Below are 18,082 nucleotides of genomic sequence, written 5' to 3'. Positions count from 1 at the left end.
GGTTGGGTACCGCATACGGGCGGTGCCTCAGGCCCTGCCGTGGGAGACCCGCGAACGCCGGGCCACGGCATCCAACGACACCGCCAGCAGCAGTACCCCGCCGGTCACCATGAAGCGGTACGCGGAGTCGAGATTCAGCAGCGTGAGCCCGCTGGAGATGGACTGGATCACGAGAACGCCGAGCAGTGCGGCGAACGCGGTGCCCCGGCCGCCGAACAGACTGGTGCCGCCGATGACGGCTGCCGCGATCGCGTTGAGGTTGACGTCACCGCCGCCGCTGCTCTGGTTGGCCGCCGCGAGCCGTGAGGCGGAGAGGACGCCGCCGACGCACGCGAGCGTCGCGCACACCACGAAGGCGGTGGTGAGGACGGCCCTCACGTTCACGCCCGCACGCCGGGCGGCTTCCATGTTGCCGCCGACCGCGTACATCGACTTGCCGAAGGAGGTGTGGGACAGGACATAGTGCAGCGCCAGCACCAGGGCCAGGAAGAACACGAACATCCAGCCCACCCCCCGGTCCCGGTTGAGATACCAGACCGCCGCGCCGAGGCCGGCCAGCAGCGCCAGACTCCGTCCGGCGAGCAGGCGCCGGGAGGCGGCGGTGAGCCCCGCCCGGCGGCGCTCCGACGCACGCGCGGCACCGGTCGAGTACAGCGCCGCCGCACCCGCGACGACCAGCGCGTACGCCAACCAGGGTGGCAGGAACTGGAGTTGCGCGAAGGCCACCAGGCCCGAGTCGTAGGGCAGGTTGATCGATCCCTTGGGCCCGAGTATCCACAGCTGCACGCCGAGGAAGCCGAGGAGGCCGCCGAGGGTGATGACGAAGCTGGGTACCCCGACCCGGTTGTGGACCTGGGCGTAGAACCAGCCGATCAGACCCGCGAGGGCCAGCGAGACGGCGACGGCGAGCCAGGCCGGCAGCCCCCGGTCCACGAAGAGGACCGCCAGTACGGCAGCGCCGAGGCCGCTGACCGAGCCGACCGACAGATCGATCTGGCCGACGAGGAGGACACAGACGACTCCCAGGGCGATGATGCCGACCGGCACGCTCTCCAGGGCGAGGTTCGTGAGATTCGCGCTCGACAGGAAGATGGGGTTGAGGACCTGCATCACGCCCCAGATCACGACCAGCCCGGCGAGGACGGGCAGGAGCCCGAGGTCGCCGCCGCGCAGCCGGACGAGAACCGCTCGCAGGCGGTCGCGCGCACCGGCGGACCGGGCCGCCGGCCCGACGGGCTCGCAGGGGGAGAGCTCCGGGCTCGTGACAGCGGCCGGTTCCGTCATGATGCTTCCCCCTGGTGCGCCGTACCGGTCCGGTACGCCGGCTCCGTTCTGTCGCCCGTGGCCCGGTCGCGGCCGGCGCGGCGGCTGACCACGTTGTCGGTGGCTCCGGTGATGGCCGCCACCAGTTCCGACGCTGTCGTCCCGGCCGCTTCGAAGACTCCGTTGTTGCGGCCGAGTCGCAGGACGGCCACGGTGTCGGCGACGGCCCGCACGTCGGCCATGTTGTGGCTGACCATGATGACGCCCAGCCCACGCTCCCTCAGACGCTCGATCAGATTGAGGACTTCCGCCGTCTGCGCCACGCCCAGGGCGGCCGTCGGCTCGTCCAGGATGATCACCTTGGGGTCGCCCAGGAGCGTCCGCGCGATGGCCACCGTCTGCCGTTGGCCGCCGGACAGGGCCGCGACCGGGACGCGTACCGAGGGGATCTTCGCCGACAGCTCCCCGAGCAGAGCACGGGAGCGGACCTCCATGCCCACCTCGTCCAGGCGCAGCCCACGCGACTCGCGCCCGAGGAAGAGGTTCTCCACCACGTTCAGGTTCTCGCACAGGGCGAGGTCCTGGAACACGGTCGCGATGCCGAGCCGTTGTGCGGTGGCCGGGGAGGTGATCGCCACGGTCCCGGCACCGAAGCCGACGGTTCCGGCGTCCGGCTGGTGCACCCCGGAGAGGACCTTGACCAGGGTGGACTTCCCCGCGCCGTTGTCGCCCACCAGAGCCACGACCTGCCCCGCGGCGACGTCGAGGTCGACATCGGTGAGTGCGGCGACGGCGCCGAAGGATTTGCTTATTCCGCGCAGGGAGAGCAATGAGCCGCCCGGCGCCTCGTGAGGGGAGGGCAAGGAGTCAGCGGACATGGACCGGCCTTCCGGAGGCGGGCGGGCGGGGACAGTGGTGGCCCGGGGGCGGGCATCCCACCCCGCCGCGGACGGTCGTGGACGCCGCACGGTCGGGCCGGTGGGACTACGTGAGGCCCGCCTCGGCACAGGCGGCGGCGTACGTCGTCGTGCACACCTCGGCGGTCTTCAGCGGCTTCCCGTCGCCCACCAGAACCTCCGCGATGTTCTCCCGGGTGACCACGGTGGGGGTGAAGAGTTCCGAGGGGGTGCCGAAGAGCGTGGTGTCGCCCCGGGGCTTCTCTCCCCTGGCGAAGGCGAACGCCGCGGTGGCGGCGGCTTCCGCGACGGTCTTGATGGGCTTGGAGATGGTGTTGTACTGGTCGCCCTTGACGATCCGCTGGGCGGCGGCGAGTTCGGCGTCGTTCCCGGTCACCGGCGGCACGGTAGCTCCGGCCGCTTTGAACGCGGCGATGGATCCGCCGCCCGTGCCGTCGTTGGCGGCGACCACTCCGGCGATCCTTCCCGGAAACTTGGCTATCTGGCCGCTGACCCAGCTCTGCGCCTTCCCTGGTTCCCAGGCAGGGGTGTCGTACTCGGCGAGGAGCTCGAATCCGCTGGAGTCGACCGCGCTGTGCATGCCCTTCTTGATCAGGCCCGCCGCCGCGTCGGTCGGTGATCCGTTGACCTGGAGGAGGCCGCCCTCGGCCGAAGTGGCCTTGAGGTGCTCCACCAGGGACGCGCCGATCATGGAGCCGATCTTCTCGTTGTCGAAGGAGACGTAGTAGTCGGCCTTGACCGCCGGGATCGGCCGGTCGTACGCGATGACCGGGACCCCTCGGCCCTGTGCCGTACGGACGGTGCTGGCCGCCGCGGCGGAGTCGACCGGATCGATCACGATGACGTTGGCGCCCTGCGCGAGCGCGGAGTCGGCCTGCTGCTGTTGCTTCGCGGCGTCGCCGCCCGCGTTCTGGTACAGGACCTCGCAACCACCGCAGAGATCCTTCACCTTGGCCCTGAAGAGGGGAGCGTCGTACAACTCGTACCGGGTGGAGGCGATATCGGGCATCAGGAACGCGATCTTGGCGTCCTCCGGTGACGTGCCGTCCGTGCCGCCCGGCGCCTTCGTCGTACACGCGGCGGCGGCGACGATCACCGCCGTCGCGGACAGGGCAGCGGCGAACGATCTGACAGAGCGTTGCTTCACTGGAATCTCCTGGTCTTCAGGCGGAGAGCCCTCCTTCGCGTCAAATTAACAGCGCACGTGTTAGTAGTGTCAATGGGCATGTCATAAATAACAGGGTGGCCGGCCGTTCAGAGCCGTCCGGGCAACCGCGCGCGAGCCCTCCACTCCGCCCGGGCCGTCACCAACTCCGCCCGGTACCGCTCGTATCCGTCCTCGTACAGCGCCCGTACGTCCTCGCGCGGATCGACGACCCGGTGGCGTCCCGGAGGGGCCTCGTACCCGGGGGACAGGGAGGCGCGGGCGACGGACACCACGCCGAGCGCCCCGACCTGCTCCTCCAGCGGAACGCGGACGGGCCGGCCGAGGACATCGGCGATCAGCCGGGCCCACATCACCGACCGGGTGCCGCCGCCGCACAGGGCGAGGGTGCCGCTCAGCCCCGCCGTGTCCAGGCAGTGCCTCGCGGCGTAGCCGATGGCCTCGCAGACGGCCCGCACGGCGTCCTCCCGGCCCGTCGCCAGGCTGAGCCCGTCGAGTCTGCCCTGGGCCGACGGCTCGACGAACGGGGCCCGTTCGCCCGCTTCGGACAGGAAGGGGAAGGCGTGGACGCCCCGGGCTCCGGGCGGGCTGTCGGTGAGCAGGGCGTCCACGTCGGCCGTGGTCGCGCCGACGAGGGCGAGCACCCACTCCAGTGCCGCCGTTCCGACCATGGCGGGCATGGCGCGCAGCCACCGGCCGGGGGTGGGTGTGCACAGCCACATGCCGGCGGGCTCGGCGAGCGGATCGAGATCGACGCGGTCGGTCAGCACCTGGCTCGCGAGGGTCGTGCCGAGGATGAGAACGCCGTCTCCCACCTTGCGCACCCCGCTGCCGATGGCGCAGGCCGGCAGGTCGTACGGCCCCGCCACGACCGGCAGTCCCTCGGGCAGCCCCAGGAGTCCGGCGCCGCGGCCGTCCAGCCCGAGCACCGTGCCCGGAGCGGCGGGAGGAGGCAGCAGCCCCGCCCGGTCCCCGACACCGCAGGCGGCCAGGGCCCGGGGTGCGTAGCGGCGGGTCCGCGGGTCGAGGAACGGCAGCGTGGCGTCGGACGCGTCGAGGCACACCCGGCCGGTGAGGCGCTGGGCGACCGCGTCGACGCAGTACCCCGCGACGGCGGCCCGGTCCAGCGAGTCGGGCTCGTGCTCCTGGAGCCAGTTCAGCAGCGGGCCGTGGCACCCGGGGAACATGCCGGAGCCGGTGTGGGCGAAAGCGGTGCTGATCGTGCCGTCCACCAGCCAGCGGGTCACCAGGTCCGAGGCCCGCGCGTCCATCCAGGAGATGGCGGGCCGCACCGGGCGGCCCTCGGAGTCCCGCAGCCACAGACCGTCCCCCTGCCCGGTGAGCGCCACGGCGTCCGGCGGCCGGCCGACCGCGGCGGCGACCTCGCGCACGACCTCGCCGACACCGGCCACGACGTCATCGAGATCCTGCTCGACCCGTCCGCCCGGCAACATGTCCAGACGCGAGCGCCGGCTCGCGGAGGCCAGGGCGCCGCCCGTCCCGTCGAACGCCACGGCCTTGGTGACCGACGTCCCGATGTCCACACCGATGATGGTGCTCACGCGTGGTGCCTCCTGTACGAGCCGGTAGCGGCCGATACGAGCCGAGGGGTTCCTGGACGAAGGGGCACGACGACGGCGGCGGCGGCCGTCAGGGCCGACCGGCCGTCAGGACGTCGGGGTTCGCGAGGTGGGACAGCTTCTCCCCGCGCAGGAAACGGCCGACCTCGGCGGCGGTGATGGCCGCCGCTCGGTGCGCCGTCTGCCGGGTCGCGCCCGCGAGATGGGGTGTGGTGATCACGTTCGGCACGTCGCGCAGGGCCCAGTCGGCGGGGATCGGCTCGATGTCGTACACGTCGAGGGCGAGCGCCCCGAGAGCGCCGCCGCTCAGCAGCCCCGGCAGCGGCGCGTGGTCGAGCAGCCCGCCGCGGGCGGAGTTCACCAGGACCGCACCGCGCGGCAGCAGCCCGAGGCGGCGGGCGTCGATCAGGTGATGGGTCTCCTCCGTCAGGCGGGCATGCAGGCTCACCACCTGACTATGGATCAGAAGGGTTTCCAGGTCGACGAGTTCAACGCCCTCCGCCTCGGCCGCCGCACGGTCGGCGTACGGGTCGGCCGCCAGCACACGGGCCCCGAAGGCGCGCAGCACCCGTGCCACGATCCGGCCGATGGCGCCGTAGCCCACGAGCCCGACCGTGGCACCGCCGAGCTCACCGCCGCTCTCCTCGTACGCGTACAGATCGCCCCGCCAGACGCCCCGCTTGAGCTCCGCGTCGGCGGCGGTGACGCGGCGCATCGCGGCGAGCATCAGCCCCACGGCGAACTCCGCGGCGGCCTGGGCGTTGCGGCCGGGGGCGAAGCTGACCCGCACTCCGTGACGGGTGGCCGCGGCCAGGTCCACATTGACCGGCCCACCCCGGGAGACGGCGACGAGACGCAGTGCGGACGACGCGGCGAACACTCGCTCGGTGAACGGGGCCATCTGCGTCACGCAGACCGGGGCCCCGGCCAGCGCCTCGACGAGCTCGTCCTCCGTACCGCTCGCCTCGCGGACCTCCGCGACCGGGCCGAAGGGCTCGTGGGGCCAGGGGAGGGTCAGCTCCGTGAACTCCGGCAGCTCCCGGCCCGTGCGGGACAGCTCCTGGCTCACTGCCGCGCGGATCAACGAGGGGCGGACGAAGTGGTCGCCTGCGGCGAGGATGCGCATGACGTCGGATTCCTTCTGCGAGGAGAGCCGGTGGGGTTGCGGGGCGAGCGGGCCGGAGCGTGATCCGGGCGGCCACAGGCCGACCCTGGGTTGTGGAATTTCTGTTAAATTTAACAGCGCTCACGTGAACCGGCAATGCGCCCGGCGCGTACGGCCTGTCGCTGATCCTTCGGACGCGCCTCGACCTCGAAAGGGCCTCTCCATGACCTCTCGTCTCCTGCTGGTACGCCACGGCGAGACCGAGTGGCACGCGGAGAACCGGTATGCCGGTGTCACCGACGTCGCCCTGACGCCCAAGGGCGTGGCCCAGGGGACCGACCTCGGCTCCTGGGCCGTCCGCAGCGGCGTGGACGCGGTCGCCTGCTCCCCGCTCGGCCGCGCCCAACTGACCGCGGCACCCGCGGCGGCGGCGCTGGGGCTGACGGCGGACGTCCAGGAGGGGCTGCGGGAAGTGGACTTCGGATGGGGCGAGGGCAGGACCATCGAGGAGATGGCCCTGGAGGACCCCGAAGCCGTACGGCGGTTCCGCGAGGACGCCGACTCCGGAGCCTTCCCCGGCTCCGAGCCGGTCGTCCTGGCCGCGGCGCGGGCGACCGGCTCCCTGCGCGACCTCGCACACCGTCACCAGGGGGGAAAGGTGCTCGTCGTCGCTCACAACACCCTGCTGCGCATCGCCCTGTGCGAACTCCTCGGACTTCCCCTCGGGCGTTACCGGCGGATCTTTCCGCGCCTGGACAACGGGGCCGTCACGGAGATCGAGATCCGCGGCACGGAGACGGCGCTGCGCTCGCTCAACGTGCCCACCGTCGTGCCCCCCGCCCCGGCGCCCGGCCCGAGCCCTGCGGGAGACTGATCCCCATGACCAAGAGATCCGCCGAAGAGCGGCGACGGCTCATCGCCGACCATGTCGTGGAGCAGGGGACCGCCACGGGCGCCGCCCTCGCCCAGCTCGCGGGCGTGAGCCTGATGACCGTCCACCGCGACCTCGACGACCTCACGCGGCAAGGGGTGCTGCGCCGCTTCCGCGGCGGCGCGTCCGCCCTGCCGTCCACCGTGTTCGAGTCGAGCCTCGACTACCGGCTCGGCGTCAACACGGCGGAGAAGAACGCCGTCGCGCGCGCCGCCGCCGCGTTGGTGGAGCCCGGGATGTCGGTGATGCTCGACGACTCCACCACGGTCCTGGTCATGGCCGGCCTGCTGGTCGATCTCGCTCCCCTCACCGTCGTCACCAACGCCCGCCGGGTGCTCGACGTCTTCACCGGGTGCGAGGGCATCCGCCTGATCGCCCTGGGCGGCGAGTACTCGCGCACCCATGACTCCTTCCTCGGGATGCCCTGCGTCGAGGCGGTGGAGGCGCTCTCCGTCGACCTGGTCGCGGTCTCCACCTCAGCCCTCGACGCCAGGACGGCCTACCACCAGGAGCAGGACGTGGTGCTGGTGAAACGGGCGATGCTCACGTCGGCGGCCACGAAGGTGATGCTCATGGACCACACCAAACTCGCCCGGACCGCGCTGCACCGGGTGGGGCCCGTCGGCGACCTGGACCATCTCGTCGTGGACGACGGGGCGGACGCCGAACTGCTCGGCAAACTCCGCGAGCGGACCCGGGTGACGGTGGCGGCCGTCGCACCATGAAGCCGTTCCTCCCGCCACGACGGAACGCCTGTCAAAGACCTGTTGATTGCCCACGCACGTAGCCACCGCGAAGGGACCGTCCACCTGACAGGTGGACGCCTGAGGCCCGTTCCGCCGGGGAAGGACGCTTTCCGCCATGAGCAGTGCATCCCGTCGCCCCCCTCCCCACGCCCCGGCCGTGATCGGCATCGACGTGGCGACCGCGTCCGTCCGCACGGTGTGCGTGGACGGGCAGGGGCGCGTACTCGCCGAGGCGCGGGGCGAACTGCCGCCCCCCGTACGGACCGCCGCCGGGACGAGTGAGCAGGACGCCCGGTCGTGGTGGCCCGCCGTACGCTCGGCGCTGCGCCGCACGACGGGCGCGCTGCCCCGGGGCGGGCGTGAGGTGATCGCGGTGGCCGTGTCCGCCACGTCCGGCACCATCGTGCCCACCGGGACCGACGGTGTCCCGCTCGGCCCGGCCCTGATGTACGACGACCGGCGGGCCGCCGACGTCAACGCCGAGGCGCAGCGGGCGGGCAGCGCCCGGTGGGAGGCGCTCGGCCTGTCCGTGGGGCCCACCGCGGCGCTGGGCCGGGCCGTCTGGTGCCTGCGGACGTACGGCTCCGCCCTGCGTCAGGTCCTGCACACACCCGACGTCGTCGGGCGCGCGCTGACAGGCCGTCCCGTTGCCACGGACTGGAGCCACGCACTCAAGTCCGGCTACGACGCCCGCGCTTCGGAGTGGGCTCACGAGGTCTTCGACACCTTCGCCTTCCCGCTCGCGCTGCTCCCCTCCGTACGCGCCCCCGCCACGGAGGCCGGAGTCGTCGGCCCGGAGGCGGCCGAGGCCACGGGCCTGCCCGAAGGGTGCTCCGTACGCCTCGGGATGACGGACGGCTGCGCGGGCCAGATCGCCACGGGGGCGGTCGAGCCGGGCCGCTTCGTGGGCGTACTCGGCACCACGTACGTCCTCAAAGGGGTCTCCGCGGACCTGGTCCGCGACGCGACCGGAGCGTTCTACAGTCATCGGCACCCCGAGGGCTGGTGGCTCCCCGGCGGTGCGTCCAACACCGGAGGGGGGTGCCTGGCCGACATCGACCCGGCCCGCCTGCCCGCGCTGGACGCCGCCGCGGCGGCCCGGGGCCCCGCCTCGTACGTGCGCTACCCGCTGCGCCGTGACGGCGAGCGGTTCCCCTTCGTCTCCGGCGCGGCGCGCGGATTCGAGCTGGGCCGCCCCCGCGACGAGGCGGACGCCCACCGGGCCGCACTCGAAGGAGTCGCCTTCGTCGAACGCCTGGCCCTGGACCGGGTCGAGCGACTCGGCGTCCCGGTGCTGGGCCCCCTGCACGCGGCCGGCGGGGGCAGCCGCAGCGCCGTGTGGACGGCGATCCGGGCCACCGTCCTGGACCGCCCGGTCCGGGTCGTCGAGCGTGCGGAGACGGCCTTCGGCGCCGCACTCCTCGCCGCGACCGGCACCCTCCACGAGGACCTCGCGGCGAGCGCCGCGGCGATGGTGCGCGGCGGCGCCCTCGTCGAGCCGGTGCCGGGGGAGCGCCCCGCTCTGGACGACGCCCACGGCCGCTTCGTCGCGGCGCTGCGCGAGCGGGGCTGGCTCCCGGCCGACTGACGCGTGGTGCCTCGCGCGTACGCGACGGCTCACCACCGGCCGGAGCGGCAGCGCCGGCCCGGGCGCCTCCGGCAGCGGCGGATCCCCCGACCGTGGCCGCCCGTGCCCGGCGGGCAGCCGCGGGAGATCGGCTCAGTCGACCGTTCCCGTGAAGTCGGAGGCGTGGTCGCGGGCCCACTGCACGTAGGAGCGCCCCGGTCGGCCGAGCACCTCGGCGAGGGTGAGGTAGGCATCGTCGGAAGCGGGGTTCGCTTCCCGGGGTTCGTCGGTCACGCCCTCCACCCCGTCGTAACTGGTGAAGCCGTACAGCCAGTCGGCGTTGTCGGCCGCGAACCCGCCCTGCTCGCGGTAGAAGCGGAGCGCCTGTTCGGGCGTCACCTCGTCGAGGGCGATGTCCTCTCCCACCGCCTCGGCGATGAGGGCGACCTGTTCGCGCTTGGTGAGCGTATCGGGGCCGATGATCGTGTCGATCCGTCCGCGGCGGTCGTGATCGAGCAGGTCGGCGACGACGACGTCCGCGATGTCCTGCTCGTGGATCGGGTGGCCGGCCTGGTCGGGGAACGGCTCGACCGCCCGCCGGCCGGAGCGGATGGACGGACCCCAGATGAGCAGGGCGTTGGTGGCGAACTCACCGGGCCGGACGATCGACCAGTCGAGCCCGGACGCCTGCACCGCGCGCTCGACGGGCAGGTTGTAGGTGGTGTCGTGGCCCGCGGTCACGGCGGCGGACGACACGACCACGATGTGCTCGATCCCTGCCTTCCGCGCGCGTTCGACGACCTCGACGGCCGTGTCGGGCACCGCGATCAGCACCAGGGCCTTCGCCGCCTCGAACGCGGTGCCGAGCGTCGACGGCTCGTGGACGTCGCCGGCCACCACCTTTACGGCCGGAGGCAGAACGCTGTGGCGGGGCCGCCGGGACACGGCTCGTACCGGCCGGCCGCTGCTCAGCAGCCCGTCGACGACGCGCCGCCCGAGCACGCCGGTCGCACCGGTCACCACAGTAAGAGGCAATGAGCTATCAAAATGAGACTTCATAGTCTCATAATGGCACTGTGCTTTATGATCTGGCAATGGAGTTGTCACCGCAGAAGCAGCGCACGCGCCGTGCCGTTCTCGACGCGGCGGCCGGTGAGTGGGCGCGGGATCCCGCCGCGAGCCTGGGGCGCATCGCCGAGGCGGCCGGTGTCGGCCGGGCGACCGTCCACCGCTACTTCCCCGACCGTGAACACCTCTGGTCGGCGCTCACCAGTGACTCCTGGGCTGCTCTCCACGCGGCGATCGTGGAGGCCGCTCCCGGCTCCGGCTCGGTGTCGGAGGTGATCGACCGGATCGTCAGCGCCATGGTCCACGTCGGTGACCGGGTGCTGTTCCTGTTCGCCTCGGCGGGGGAGGACCCCTCCCGCGCGGATGCCGCGGTGGCGGGTGCGGTCGACGAGATCCTCGTCGCGGAGATCCGGAGGGGCCAGCGGGGCGGCGAGCTCGACTCCACCGTCCCGGCCGAGTGGATCCAGCGCATGGTGTGGAGCATCGTCTACACCGGCCTCCATGCGACCGGGGACGGGCTCGTCGCACGCCACGGCGTCGATGACCTGATCCGCTGGACCCTTCGCGGCGCCATCTGCGCGCGCTGAGGCGGGTGCCGGTGCCGGGAGGCGGTCCGAACGGGTCCGGGAGGCATGGGTACTTCGGCGCGAGAGCGGTCTGGGGAAAACCGCTGCCGCACGCACCTTGCCATGCCGGTCGGACCCCTCTACTTTCACTTTAGAAAGCGCTTGCTGTCCTGTCGCTTCCGGCGTGGAGCCCGGGGCGCAGGGGCGCTGCCGTACGTCCCCTGGTGGATCGAGCCGCTTCTGTGCGGCTGCGTGCGGGAGCGCTCCCGCATGTCATGGACACGTCATTCGACATGTGTTGTGGCATCCATCACCGACCAACCGAAGACACCTGGGAGACGAACATGGGACGACCAGTCGCACGGCGGCTGCAGGCCGCAGTGGCAGCCCTGGCCCTCGCGGCCGCGACCGGAGCGGTGCTGTCGGCGCCCGAGGCGGTGGCGGCGACCGGGAGCGCCACCGGCTACGCCACCCAGAACGGCGGGACCACCGGCGGTGCGGGCGGGCAGACCGCCCGCGCCACCACCGGGACCCAGATCCATGAGGCGCTGTGCGGGCGGGCCGACAGCGCCACCCCGATCGTGATCGAGGTCGAAGGCACCATCAACCACGGCAACACCGCCAAGGTGTCCGGCGACAGCTGCAGCACCGCCGCCGGCGTGATCGAGCTCAAGCAGATCAGCAACGTCACGATCGTCGGCGTCGGCAGCGGGGCCGTCTTCGATCAGCTGGGCATCCACCTGCGTGAGGCCAGCAACATCATCATCCAGAACGTGACCGTCCGGAACGTCAAGAAGTCCGGCTCGCCCACCTCCAACGGCGGCGACGCCATCGGCATGGAGTCCGGCGTCCGCAACGTCTGGGTCGATCACACGACCCTGGAGGCGTCGGGCGGGGAGTCGGAGGGGTACGACGGCCTCTTCGACATGAAGGCCAACACGCAGTACGTGACCCTCTCGTACAGCATCCTGCGCAACTCCGGCCGCGGCGGCCTGGTGGGGTCCAGCGAGAGCGACCGCTCCAACGGCTTCGTCACCTACCACCACAACCTGTACGAGAACATCGACTCCCGCACGCCCCTGCTGCGGGGCGGCATCGCCCACATCTACAACAACCACTACGTGAAGCTCAACGAGTCCGGCATCAACTCCCGGGCCGGGGCCCGCGCCAAGGTGGAGAACAACTACTTCGAGGACTCCAAGGACGTCCTCGGCACCTTCTACACCGACGAGGCCGGCTACTGGCAGGTGAGCGGCAACACCCTCGACAACGTCACCTGGTCCAGCCCCGGCGGCACGACCAACCCCGCCGGGCCCGACATGAAGTCCACCACCACGGTCGACATCCCCTACACCTACCGTGCTGACACGGCTGGTTGCGTGCCGGACGTCGTGAGCCGCACGGCGGGCGCCGACAAGGGCCTGAAGGTCTCGGACGGCAACTGCACACCGCAGACGCCGACGCCGGGACCGACGGACCCGACGCCGGGACCGACCGACCCGACGCCGGGACCGACGGATCCCACTCCCGGGCCGACCGACCCCACTCCGCCCACCGGGACCAACCTCAGTATCGGAGCGGGCTCCGACGGATCCAGCAAGGCCGCCGGAACAAGCTACGGCGATCTGCGCGACGGCGACCCGAGCACCTACTGGTCGCCCGCCGGCCCCACCGGCTCCGCCTCGATCAAGTGGGCCTCCGCCACCTCCGTCTCCTCGGTCGTCATCCACGAGGCGGCGGGTTCCACCGGCGCCGTCAAGGCCTGGCGGCTCCTCGACGGCGACACCGGCGCCGTCCTGACCTCCGGGGAAGGAGCGGGGGCCATCAGCTTCCCCCGCACCTCCCTGCGCAAGATCACCTTCGAGATCACCAGCTCGACCGGCACCCCGAGGATCGCCGAGTTCGAGACCTACGCGGGCTGACCACGCAGTCCGCGCGCATCGTCCGCGACCCGCGTCTCCCACGTATCCGGGAGGTGCGGGTTCCGGGCGTCCAGCCAGCGGGCCGGAGTGTGGGCACGGGCCTCGGCCGCGCTGAGCTGCGGCCGGTTCGCGGGGACGGTGACGCGGGCGCCGGGGCCTGTGTTGCGGTGCTCGGCGAAGCGCTGGTCCTGCCACGGGAAGCCCGCGGACATGGTGGCGTACGGCGTCCTCGCGTCGATCCCCGGGCCGAGCCGGCTGTCGCGGACGGTCAGCATAGGGTGCGCGGTGAGGTCCGAAGAAGGCACCCAGGGGCGGGCGAGCTTGTAGTGCGCGTCGGGGGCGGTGCTCGTGATCCGCGAGCGCACGACCAGGAAGCCGTACGGATTGGCCCCGGCGGTGCTCGGCGCGAAGACATAGCCGTACGGGGCCGAGGCCAGGTCGGTGCGGGTGAGCGCGCGGAAGTGGCAGCGGTCGAAGACGGCGGTGGCGCGGCCGAAGACGAAGTCGACGTCCCCCTCCGCGTAGCAGTCGCGGTAGTACTGGCGGGCGAACGCGTCGACGGCGGGGGAGTCGGCGTACAGCGTGTCCTGGTGGCCGAGGAACCGGCAGCCATAGAACGCCGACCGGTCCCCCTGGACCTTGATGGCGACGGCCTGCGTGCCGGTGTACTCGGGGTTGTCGGAGCGCAGCCAGTCGTTGGCGAAGGTCAGGTCGCGGGCGGTGAATCCGGCCCCCCGGACGGTGACGGAGGCCGAGCCGCTGGTGCCCAGGGTTCCGGAGCCGTCGGGCTTGGGTGTGCCCGCCGCGTTGTCGTACACGAGCACGGTGTCCCGGGCGTCGCCGTTCGCGCCGATCAGGGTGAGCCCTTCGTGGGCGGGGCCGATGAGCACCGTCGCGCGGTACACACCGGGGGCGATCACGAGCGTGCGCCCGGTGCCGGTCGCCGCGTCGACGGCGGACTGCACGTCGGTGTGGTCGCCGCGGCCGTAGGTGTCGACGTACAGCGTGCGCGGGTCCAGACGCCGTGCGGGTGAGCCGTAGCGGCCGAAGGGGCGGGGGGCCGCGGTCCCGGCGTGGGCGGCGGTCGCGCCGAGGGCGAGGGCGGCACTCGTTCCGGCGAGCAGGGAGAGGGCGGTACGTCTGCTGGGCAGGGAAGGTCCGCTGGGCAGGGAAGGTCCGCTGGGCATGAAGGGGCTCCTCGGGGTGAGCGGCGAGAGGCCGGAGCGGCGCTCTCCGGGGTGGTGGAAAGCATGCGGTGCCGCTCCGGCCGGTTCGGGGTAGTCGGGTCGAGGGGTGATGAGGCGCGGGGACGGTCGCGCCCGCGACGGCGAGGCCGGGGGCGGTTACGGCCGGGTGATGCGGTCCGGGGGCGGTTGCCTCCGGGCGCGTGCGGTCGGGGACGAGCTCTCAGCGACCGCTCGCGCTCGCCCTGCCCGCTCCCGCCTCGAACGCCACGAGCACCGGCACGACGAGCGGGTGGTGGACCGCCGTCCGCAGGCGGGGCGTCCAGCCGGCGCCCTCGGTGAGGTGCTCGTCCGGCACACCCGCGTTGTGCACGGCGACCAGGTCGGTCTTCCGCCCGTCGACGTAGTTGTTCCTCGCGGTGAGGGGCGACTCCGACCACTTTTTCAGGATCGTCGCCCGGTCCACGTCCCGCGTGAGGGTGAACGCGTTGTGTTCGGCGACCAGTCGGGATTCCGCGCCGATGCCGAACGTGTATCCGTAGGCGCTGCCCTTCGTCGCCACGAAGTGGTTGTTGTACGCGTCGACCTGGCCGAACCGCACGCGCGGGGCCCGCTCCTTGACGTCCTTGAAGAGGTTGTGATGGAGCGTGACGCGGAGCTTGCCCCGGTCCGTGGCGCCGGCGCCGTCACTGTTGCCGATGAGCATGGTCTTGTCGTGGTCCTTGAGGACGTTCCACGAGACGGTGACCAGGTCGGCGCCGCGCACGATGTCGAAGAGGCCGTCGTGCTGTTGGTAGACCTGGCCGAAGTAGTGGGGCTGGTCCGCGTCGGGGCGGTCGCCGTCGCTGAAGGTGTTGTGGTCGACCCAGACGTGGCGGGATCCGTACACGACGAGGTTGTCGTACTCGGAGTTCCAGGCGCCTTCGGCCCCGTCCGTGGGGTCCCACTGGGGGAAGCAGTCGTAGGTGTCCTCGAAGCCGATGTTGCGGATGATGACGTTGGAGACGTCCCGCACCTGGAGCGAGGCCCCGATGACCTTCGGGTTCTTCCCCACCCCGACCAGGGTGGTGTTGGAGGGGACCTTGATGGTGACGGCGGCCGCCTGCAGCTTCGCGGAGGCGACGCGGGCCTCCTCCTGCGGACCCGAGGGGACCGTGTCCCGGCCCCAGAGCTCGGGATCGTAGGCGGCGAGGTACTTCTCCAGCGTGTAGCCGCCGGTCTGGTAGTGCTCGCAGCCGATCGGCGTGCCGTTGACGTCGGAGTTGCCGTGCACGGTCCCGGAGATCCTGATGATCTTCGGTGCGTCGCCCGCCTCCGCGAAGGCGGCGATGAGCTCGGCCCGGTCGGTCACCGTGTAGACGTGGTCGGGGGTGGCGTTCGCACCACCCGTGGTGGAGCCCTCGGCGGCGGCCCAGCCGTCTCCGGCGGGCAGTACGGCGCGCTCGACGCCGGGGCCGGCGTGGCTCGGCCGTCCGGTGGCCAGGGCCGGGGTGCTGAGGGCGAGGGCCAGAGAGGTGCAGCCCAGGGTCACGGCGATGGCGCGGGTATGACGCTTGCGTGCGGGCATGGCGAATCCTTCTGTGTCGTCGGAAAGAGGAAGAAGGGAGAAGACGAAGAGATGGAGATGGAGAGGGGGAGGGGGAAGGGGTGGGGGAGTGGTCAGACCTGTCCGGGCCAGGTGATCCACTCCGCCGGGACCCGGTCGTCCAGGCGGCGGACGTCGCGCGGGGCGAGCGCGTCCTCGCTCAGTAGCGCCCGTGCGGTGAGCCGGGCCACCTCGATGGCGCCCGCCGGCCTGAAGTGCGTGTTGTCCCGGGCGCCGTCGGGGTGGTTGGGCGAGTCGCCGGGGTCCAGCCACAGGAAACAGGCCTCGGTGCCGTCCGGACCAAGCTCCTGCCAGCGGGCGAGGGAGAGGGCCTGGACGTCGACCAGGGGGACCTCCTCCTCGGCCGCCAGGGCGCGCATCGCCGCCGGGTACTCGCCGAGGCTGGGCCGGGCGGTGCCGTCGGCGGTGAACCGGCGGCGCTCGACCGACGTGACCAGTACCGGCCGCGCCCTTCGCGCGCGGGCGCCCTTTACGTACTGGCGCAGGTACTCCTGATAGGTGGTGTACGGGTCTGTGCCGCGGGCAGGGTCCTCGGTCTTCTGGTCGTTGTGGCCGAACTGGACGAGGACGAGATCGCCGGGGCGGACACCGGCCAGGAGCGCGGTGAGGCGGCCCTCGTCGAGGAAGCTCTTCGAACTGCGGCCGTTCACCGCATGGTTGGCGACCCGGAGCCGACCGGCGAGAAAGAAGGGGAGCGCCATGCCCCACCCCGTCTCGGGCGCGGCGTCGGCGTGTTTCACGGCGGCCGTGGAGTCCCCGGCGATGTGGATCGTGCGGGGCCGGGGTCTGCCGCCCTCGCCCCCGCCACCATGCGCGGGGGTGGCGGTGAGGGCGAGGCCCGGGCCGAGGGGCAGGGTGAGCAGTGCGGTGGCGGTCTGTCTGCGGGTGAGTGACACGGAGGGCTGCCTCTCTTGTGTGCGCGCTTGCGCGGGAGAGGGGCCGGCGGCGGAGCGCGACCCGGACCGCCGCCGGCCCCCGTCATGGGGGGAGGGACAGAGGAGGAGGCCGGATCAACCGTTGCCGATCTCCTTCCACTCCTTGTTGGCGGCGTTCAACTGCTCGGCCATGTCGTCCAGGAACGCCTTGGCCGTGATCTTGCCGAGCAGCACCTTCTGGAACTCCGGCTCGTTGTCCGCCTTGCTGATGTTGTTCCAGTCGGGCAGGTAGTAGGGCAGATCGACGACCTTCGTGGAGCCGTCGGTCAGGGTCTTCGCGGCCAGCGCGGTCGACTCGGTCTCGGTGATCCAGGGGTCCTTCGCGGCTTCGGTGTTGGCCGGGATGGCGCCCGCCGACTCGTTCCACTTGCTGTTGGACGCGTGGGAGGCCGCGAACTCGATGAACTTCCACGCCGCGGTCTTGTTCTGGCTCGATCGGAAGAGACCGAGGCCGTCGACGGGATTGGAGACCTGTACCCGGGTGCCGCCGTCCCCGATGGGCGCGGGTATGCCCGCGAACTTGTCCTCTCCGAGAGCCTTGAGATGGTCCTGGTAGGAGCCCAGATTATGGCTCAGCATGCCGATCGTGCCGGTGTCCCACTGGGCCACCATCTTGGTGAAGTCATTGTTGACGTCGGCGGCGGGCGTGGTCTTCTTGAAGAGCCCGGCGTACTTCTCCAGTGCGGCGACGTTCTTCGGGTCGTTGAGCGTCGTCCGGTCGCCGTCCCAGAACTCGGTGATGCCGGACTGCCCGTAGACGGCGTCCAGGGCCTGCGCGATGGAGCCGGCGCCGCCGCGGATCGTGTAGCCGAACTTATTGTTCTTCGCGTCGGTCAGTTCCTCGGCCGCCGTGTAGAAATTCGCCCAGGTGTCGGGAGCTTTCAGACCGGCCTGCTCGAACAGGTCGGTGCGGTACCAGAGCACACCGTTGTTCGCGGAGGTCGGTACGGAGTAGACGTCGTCGCCCCGCCCGGCCGCCGCGCGGACGCTCTCGACCATGGACTCGACCAGCTTGCCCCGCAGCGCGGACTTCTCCAGCCGGTCGTTGACCGGCTCCAGGGCCTCCTGGGAGACCATGTTGGCCAGGTAGGCCGTGCCGACACCGCCGACGTCGGGCAGCCCGCCGCCCGCGATCGCCGTGTCGTACTTGGACTGGACGTCGGCGATCGGGATCGGGACGTACTTGACCTTGATGTCCGGGTACTGCTTCTCGAAGTCCTTGATGATCTCGGTCCAGACGGCGGTGCGCGGACCGCCGTTGTTGTCCCAGAAGGTGATCTCGCCCTTTCCGCTGCCCTCGGTGCCGGAGCCGCTGCCGTCGTCGCCGCACGCGGTGGCCGTCAGCGCGAGCACCGCCGCGATGGAGATCGCGGCCGTGGCGCGCCCCCGCTGTGTCTTCGAGATGTTCATCGTCGGCTCTTTTCTGTCTGCTGGTGATGCGGGTGTGATGGGTCGTGACGTGTGCGCTTCTGGGGGGGGGGGTGCCCCTATGAGTTTGGTCAATCTGATGGGGCGGGTTGGGGTTCG

Annotated in this window: 15 protein-coding genes; 5 read left to right on the top strand and 10 right to left on the bottom strand. The window is 71.7% G+C overall.

Annotated features, from left to right (window positions below):
* Nucleotides 1–27: 27 nt before the first annotated feature.
* From AB0F29_RS34575 to AB0F29_RS34555, 5 genes are all read right to left on the bottom strand, one after another.
* Nucleotides 28–1,284: a sugar ABC transporter permease gene (locus AB0F29_RS34575; protein WP_361880791.1), complete on the bottom strand. Its 1,257-nt coding sequence runs from the start codon at nt 1,282–1,284 to the stop codon at nt 28–30.
* Nucleotides 1,281–2,141: an ATP-binding cassette domain-containing protein gene (locus AB0F29_RS34570; RefSeq protein ID WP_361880788.1), complete on the bottom strand. Its 861-nt coding sequence runs from the start codon at nt 2,139–2,141 to the stop codon at nt 1,281–1,283. The genes AB0F29_RS34575 and AB0F29_RS34570 overlap by 4 nt, the downstream gene beginning before the upstream one ends.
* Nucleotides 2,142–2,247: 106 nt before the next feature.
* Nucleotides 2,248–3,327, bottom strand: a complete 1,080-nt coding sequence (locus AB0F29_RS34565) for a substrate-binding domain-containing protein (protein ID WP_361880785.1) — start codon at nt 3,325–3,327, stop codon at nt 2,248–2,250.
* 107 nt (nt 3,328–3,434) lie between these two features.
* Nucleotides 3,435–4,907 carry an FGGY-family carbohydrate kinase gene (locus tag AB0F29_RS34560; RefSeq protein ID WP_361880782.1) on the bottom strand — a complete coding sequence of 491 codons (1,473 nt, stop codon included), beginning with the start codon at nt 4,905–4,907 and terminating at the stop codon, nt 3,435–3,437.
* An 88-nt stretch (nt 4,908–4,995) separates the two neighbouring features.
* Nucleotides 4,996–6,051, bottom strand: a complete 1,056-nt coding sequence (locus AB0F29_RS34555; RefSeq protein WP_361880780.1) for a 2-hydroxyacid dehydrogenase — start codon at nt 6,049–6,051, stop codon at nt 4,996–4,998.
* A gap of 202 nt (nt 6,052–6,253) precedes the next feature.
* Here AB0F29_RS34555 and AB0F29_RS34550 point away from each other — a divergent pair, with 202 nt between their 5' ends.
* The 3 genes from AB0F29_RS34550 to AB0F29_RS34540 all read left to right on the top strand — a co-directional run bounded on the left by AB0F29_RS34550 (nt 6,254) and on the right by AB0F29_RS34540 (nt 9,295).
* Nucleotides 6,254–6,904, top strand: coding sequence for a histidine phosphatase family protein (locus AB0F29_RS34550; protein WP_361880777.1), 651 nt, complete (start codon nt 6,254–6,256; stop codon nt 6,902–6,904).
* Between the two features lie 5 nt (nt 6,905–6,909).
* Entirely contained in the window at nt 6,910–7,686 is a 777-nt protein-coding gene (locus AB0F29_RS34545; RefSeq protein WP_361880774.1) for a DeoR/GlpR family DNA-binding transcription regulator, read from the top strand.
* 136 nt (nt 7,687–7,822) lie between these two features.
* On the top strand, nt 7,823–9,295 hold the full coding sequence (locus tag AB0F29_RS34540; RefSeq protein WP_361880772.1) for an FGGY family carbohydrate kinase: 1,473 nt from the start codon (nt 7,823–7,825) through the stop codon (nt 9,293–9,295).
* Nucleotides 9,296–9,427: 132 nt separating this feature from the next.
* Here AB0F29_RS34540 and AB0F29_RS34535 read toward each other — a convergent pair whose 3' ends face one another.
* Nucleotides 9,428–10,333 carry an NAD(P)H-binding protein gene (locus AB0F29_RS34535; protein WP_361880769.1) on the bottom strand — a complete coding sequence of 302 codons (906 nt, stop codon included), beginning with the start codon at nt 10,331–10,333 and terminating at the stop codon, nt 9,428–9,430.
* 35 nt (nt 10,334–10,368) lie between these two features.
* Between AB0F29_RS34535 and AB0F29_RS34530 the strand changes: the two genes are divergently transcribed.
* Both AB0F29_RS34530 and AB0F29_RS34525 read left to right on the top strand, forming a co-directional pair.
* Nucleotides 10,369–10,929: a TetR/AcrR family transcriptional regulator gene (locus AB0F29_RS34530; RefSeq protein ID WP_361880766.1), complete on the top strand. Its 561-nt coding sequence runs from the start codon at nt 10,369–10,371 to the stop codon at nt 10,927–10,929.
* Between the two features lie 323 nt (nt 10,930–11,252).
* On the top strand, nt 11,253–12,830 hold the full coding sequence (locus AB0F29_RS34525) for a polysaccharide lyase family 1 protein (RefSeq protein ID WP_361880764.1): 1,578 nt from the start codon (nt 11,253–11,255) through the stop codon (nt 12,828–12,830).
* Here the strand turns inward: AB0F29_RS34525 and AB0F29_RS34520 are convergent.
* From AB0F29_RS34520 to AB0F29_RS34505, 4 genes are all read right to left on the bottom strand, one after another.
* The gene (locus AB0F29_RS34520) at nt 12,818–13,981 is read right to left on the bottom strand and encodes a pectinesterase family protein (protein ID WP_361881031.1); all 1,164 of its coding nucleotides are present in this window, start codon (nt 13,979–13,981) and stop codon (nt 12,818–12,820) included. The two genes, AB0F29_RS34525 and AB0F29_RS34520, sit on opposite strands and share 13 nt — an antisense overlap.
* Nucleotides 13,982–14,237: 256 nt before the next feature.
* Nucleotides 14,238–15,581 carry a pectate lyase gene (locus AB0F29_RS34515; RefSeq protein WP_361880761.1) on the bottom strand — a complete coding sequence of 448 codons (1,344 nt, stop codon included), beginning with the start codon at nt 15,579–15,581 and terminating at the stop codon, nt 14,238–14,240.
* Nucleotides 15,582–15,673: 92 nt separating this feature from the next.
* Complete coding sequence (locus AB0F29_RS34510) at nt 15,674–16,516, bottom strand: rhamnogalacturonan acetylesterase (protein ID WP_361880758.1); 843 nt, start codon at nt 16,514–16,516, stop codon at nt 15,674–15,676.
* Between the two features lie 114 nt (nt 16,517–16,630).
* Nucleotides 16,631–17,965, bottom strand: coding sequence for a sugar ABC transporter substrate-binding protein (locus AB0F29_RS34505; RefSeq protein ID WP_361880755.1), 1,335 nt, complete (start codon nt 17,963–17,965; stop codon nt 16,631–16,633).
* Between the last annotated feature and the right edge of the window lie 117 nt (nt 17,966–18,082).

The organism is Streptomyces sp. NPDC026589 (assembly GCF_040638385.1).
Taxonomy (GTDB): Bacteria; Actinomycetota; Actinomycetes; order Streptomycetales; family Streptomycetaceae; genus Streptomyces.
This window is presented reverse-complemented; position numbering and strand designations above follow the sequence as displayed.

What these genes read in the sequence shown, in the direction of transcription:
- AB0F29_RS34575 (WP_361880791.1), bottom strand. Translation starts at nt 1,284, where the DNA reads ATGACGGAACCGGCCGCTGTCACGAGCCCGGAGCTCTCCCCCTGCGAG.
- AB0F29_RS34570 (WP_361880788.1), bottom strand. Translation starts at nt 2,141, where the DNA reads ATGTCCGCTGACTCCTTGCCCTCCCCTCACGAGGCGCCGGGCGGCTCA.
- AB0F29_RS34555 (WP_361880780.1), bottom strand. Translation starts at nt 6,051, where the DNA reads ATGCGCATCCTCGCCGCAGGCGACCACTTCGTCCGCCCCTCGTTGATC.
- AB0F29_RS34550 (WP_361880777.1), top strand. Translation starts at nt 6,254, where the DNA reads ATGACCTCTCGTCTCCTGCTGGTACGCCACGGCGAGACCGAGTGGCAC.
- AB0F29_RS34545 (WP_361880774.1), top strand. Translation starts at nt 6,910, where the DNA reads ATGACCAAGAGATCCGCCGAAGAGCGGCGACGGCTCATCGCCGACCAT.
- AB0F29_RS34540 (WP_361880772.1), top strand. Translation starts at nt 7,823, where the DNA reads ATGAGCAGTGCATCCCGTCGCCCCCCTCCCCACGCCCCGGCCGTGATC.
- AB0F29_RS34535 (WP_361880769.1), bottom strand. Translation starts at nt 10,333, where the DNA reads ATGAAGTCTCATTTTGATAGCTCATTGCCTCTTACTGTGGTGACCGGT.
- AB0F29_RS34530 (WP_361880766.1), top strand. Translation starts at nt 10,369, where the DNA reads ATGGAGTTGTCACCGCAGAAGCAGCGCACGCGCCGTGCCGTTCTCGAC.
- AB0F29_RS34525 (WP_361880764.1), top strand. Translation starts at nt 11,253, where the DNA reads ATGGGACGACCAGTCGCACGGCGGCTGCAGGCCGCAGTGGCAGCCCTG.
- AB0F29_RS34515 (WP_361880761.1), bottom strand. Translation starts at nt 15,581, where the DNA reads ATGCCCGCACGCAAGCGTCATACCCGCGCCATCGCCGTGACCCTGGGC.
- AB0F29_RS34505 (WP_361880755.1), bottom strand. Translation starts at nt 17,965, where the DNA reads ATGAACATCTCGAAGACACAGCGGGGGCGCGCCACGGCCGCGATCTCC.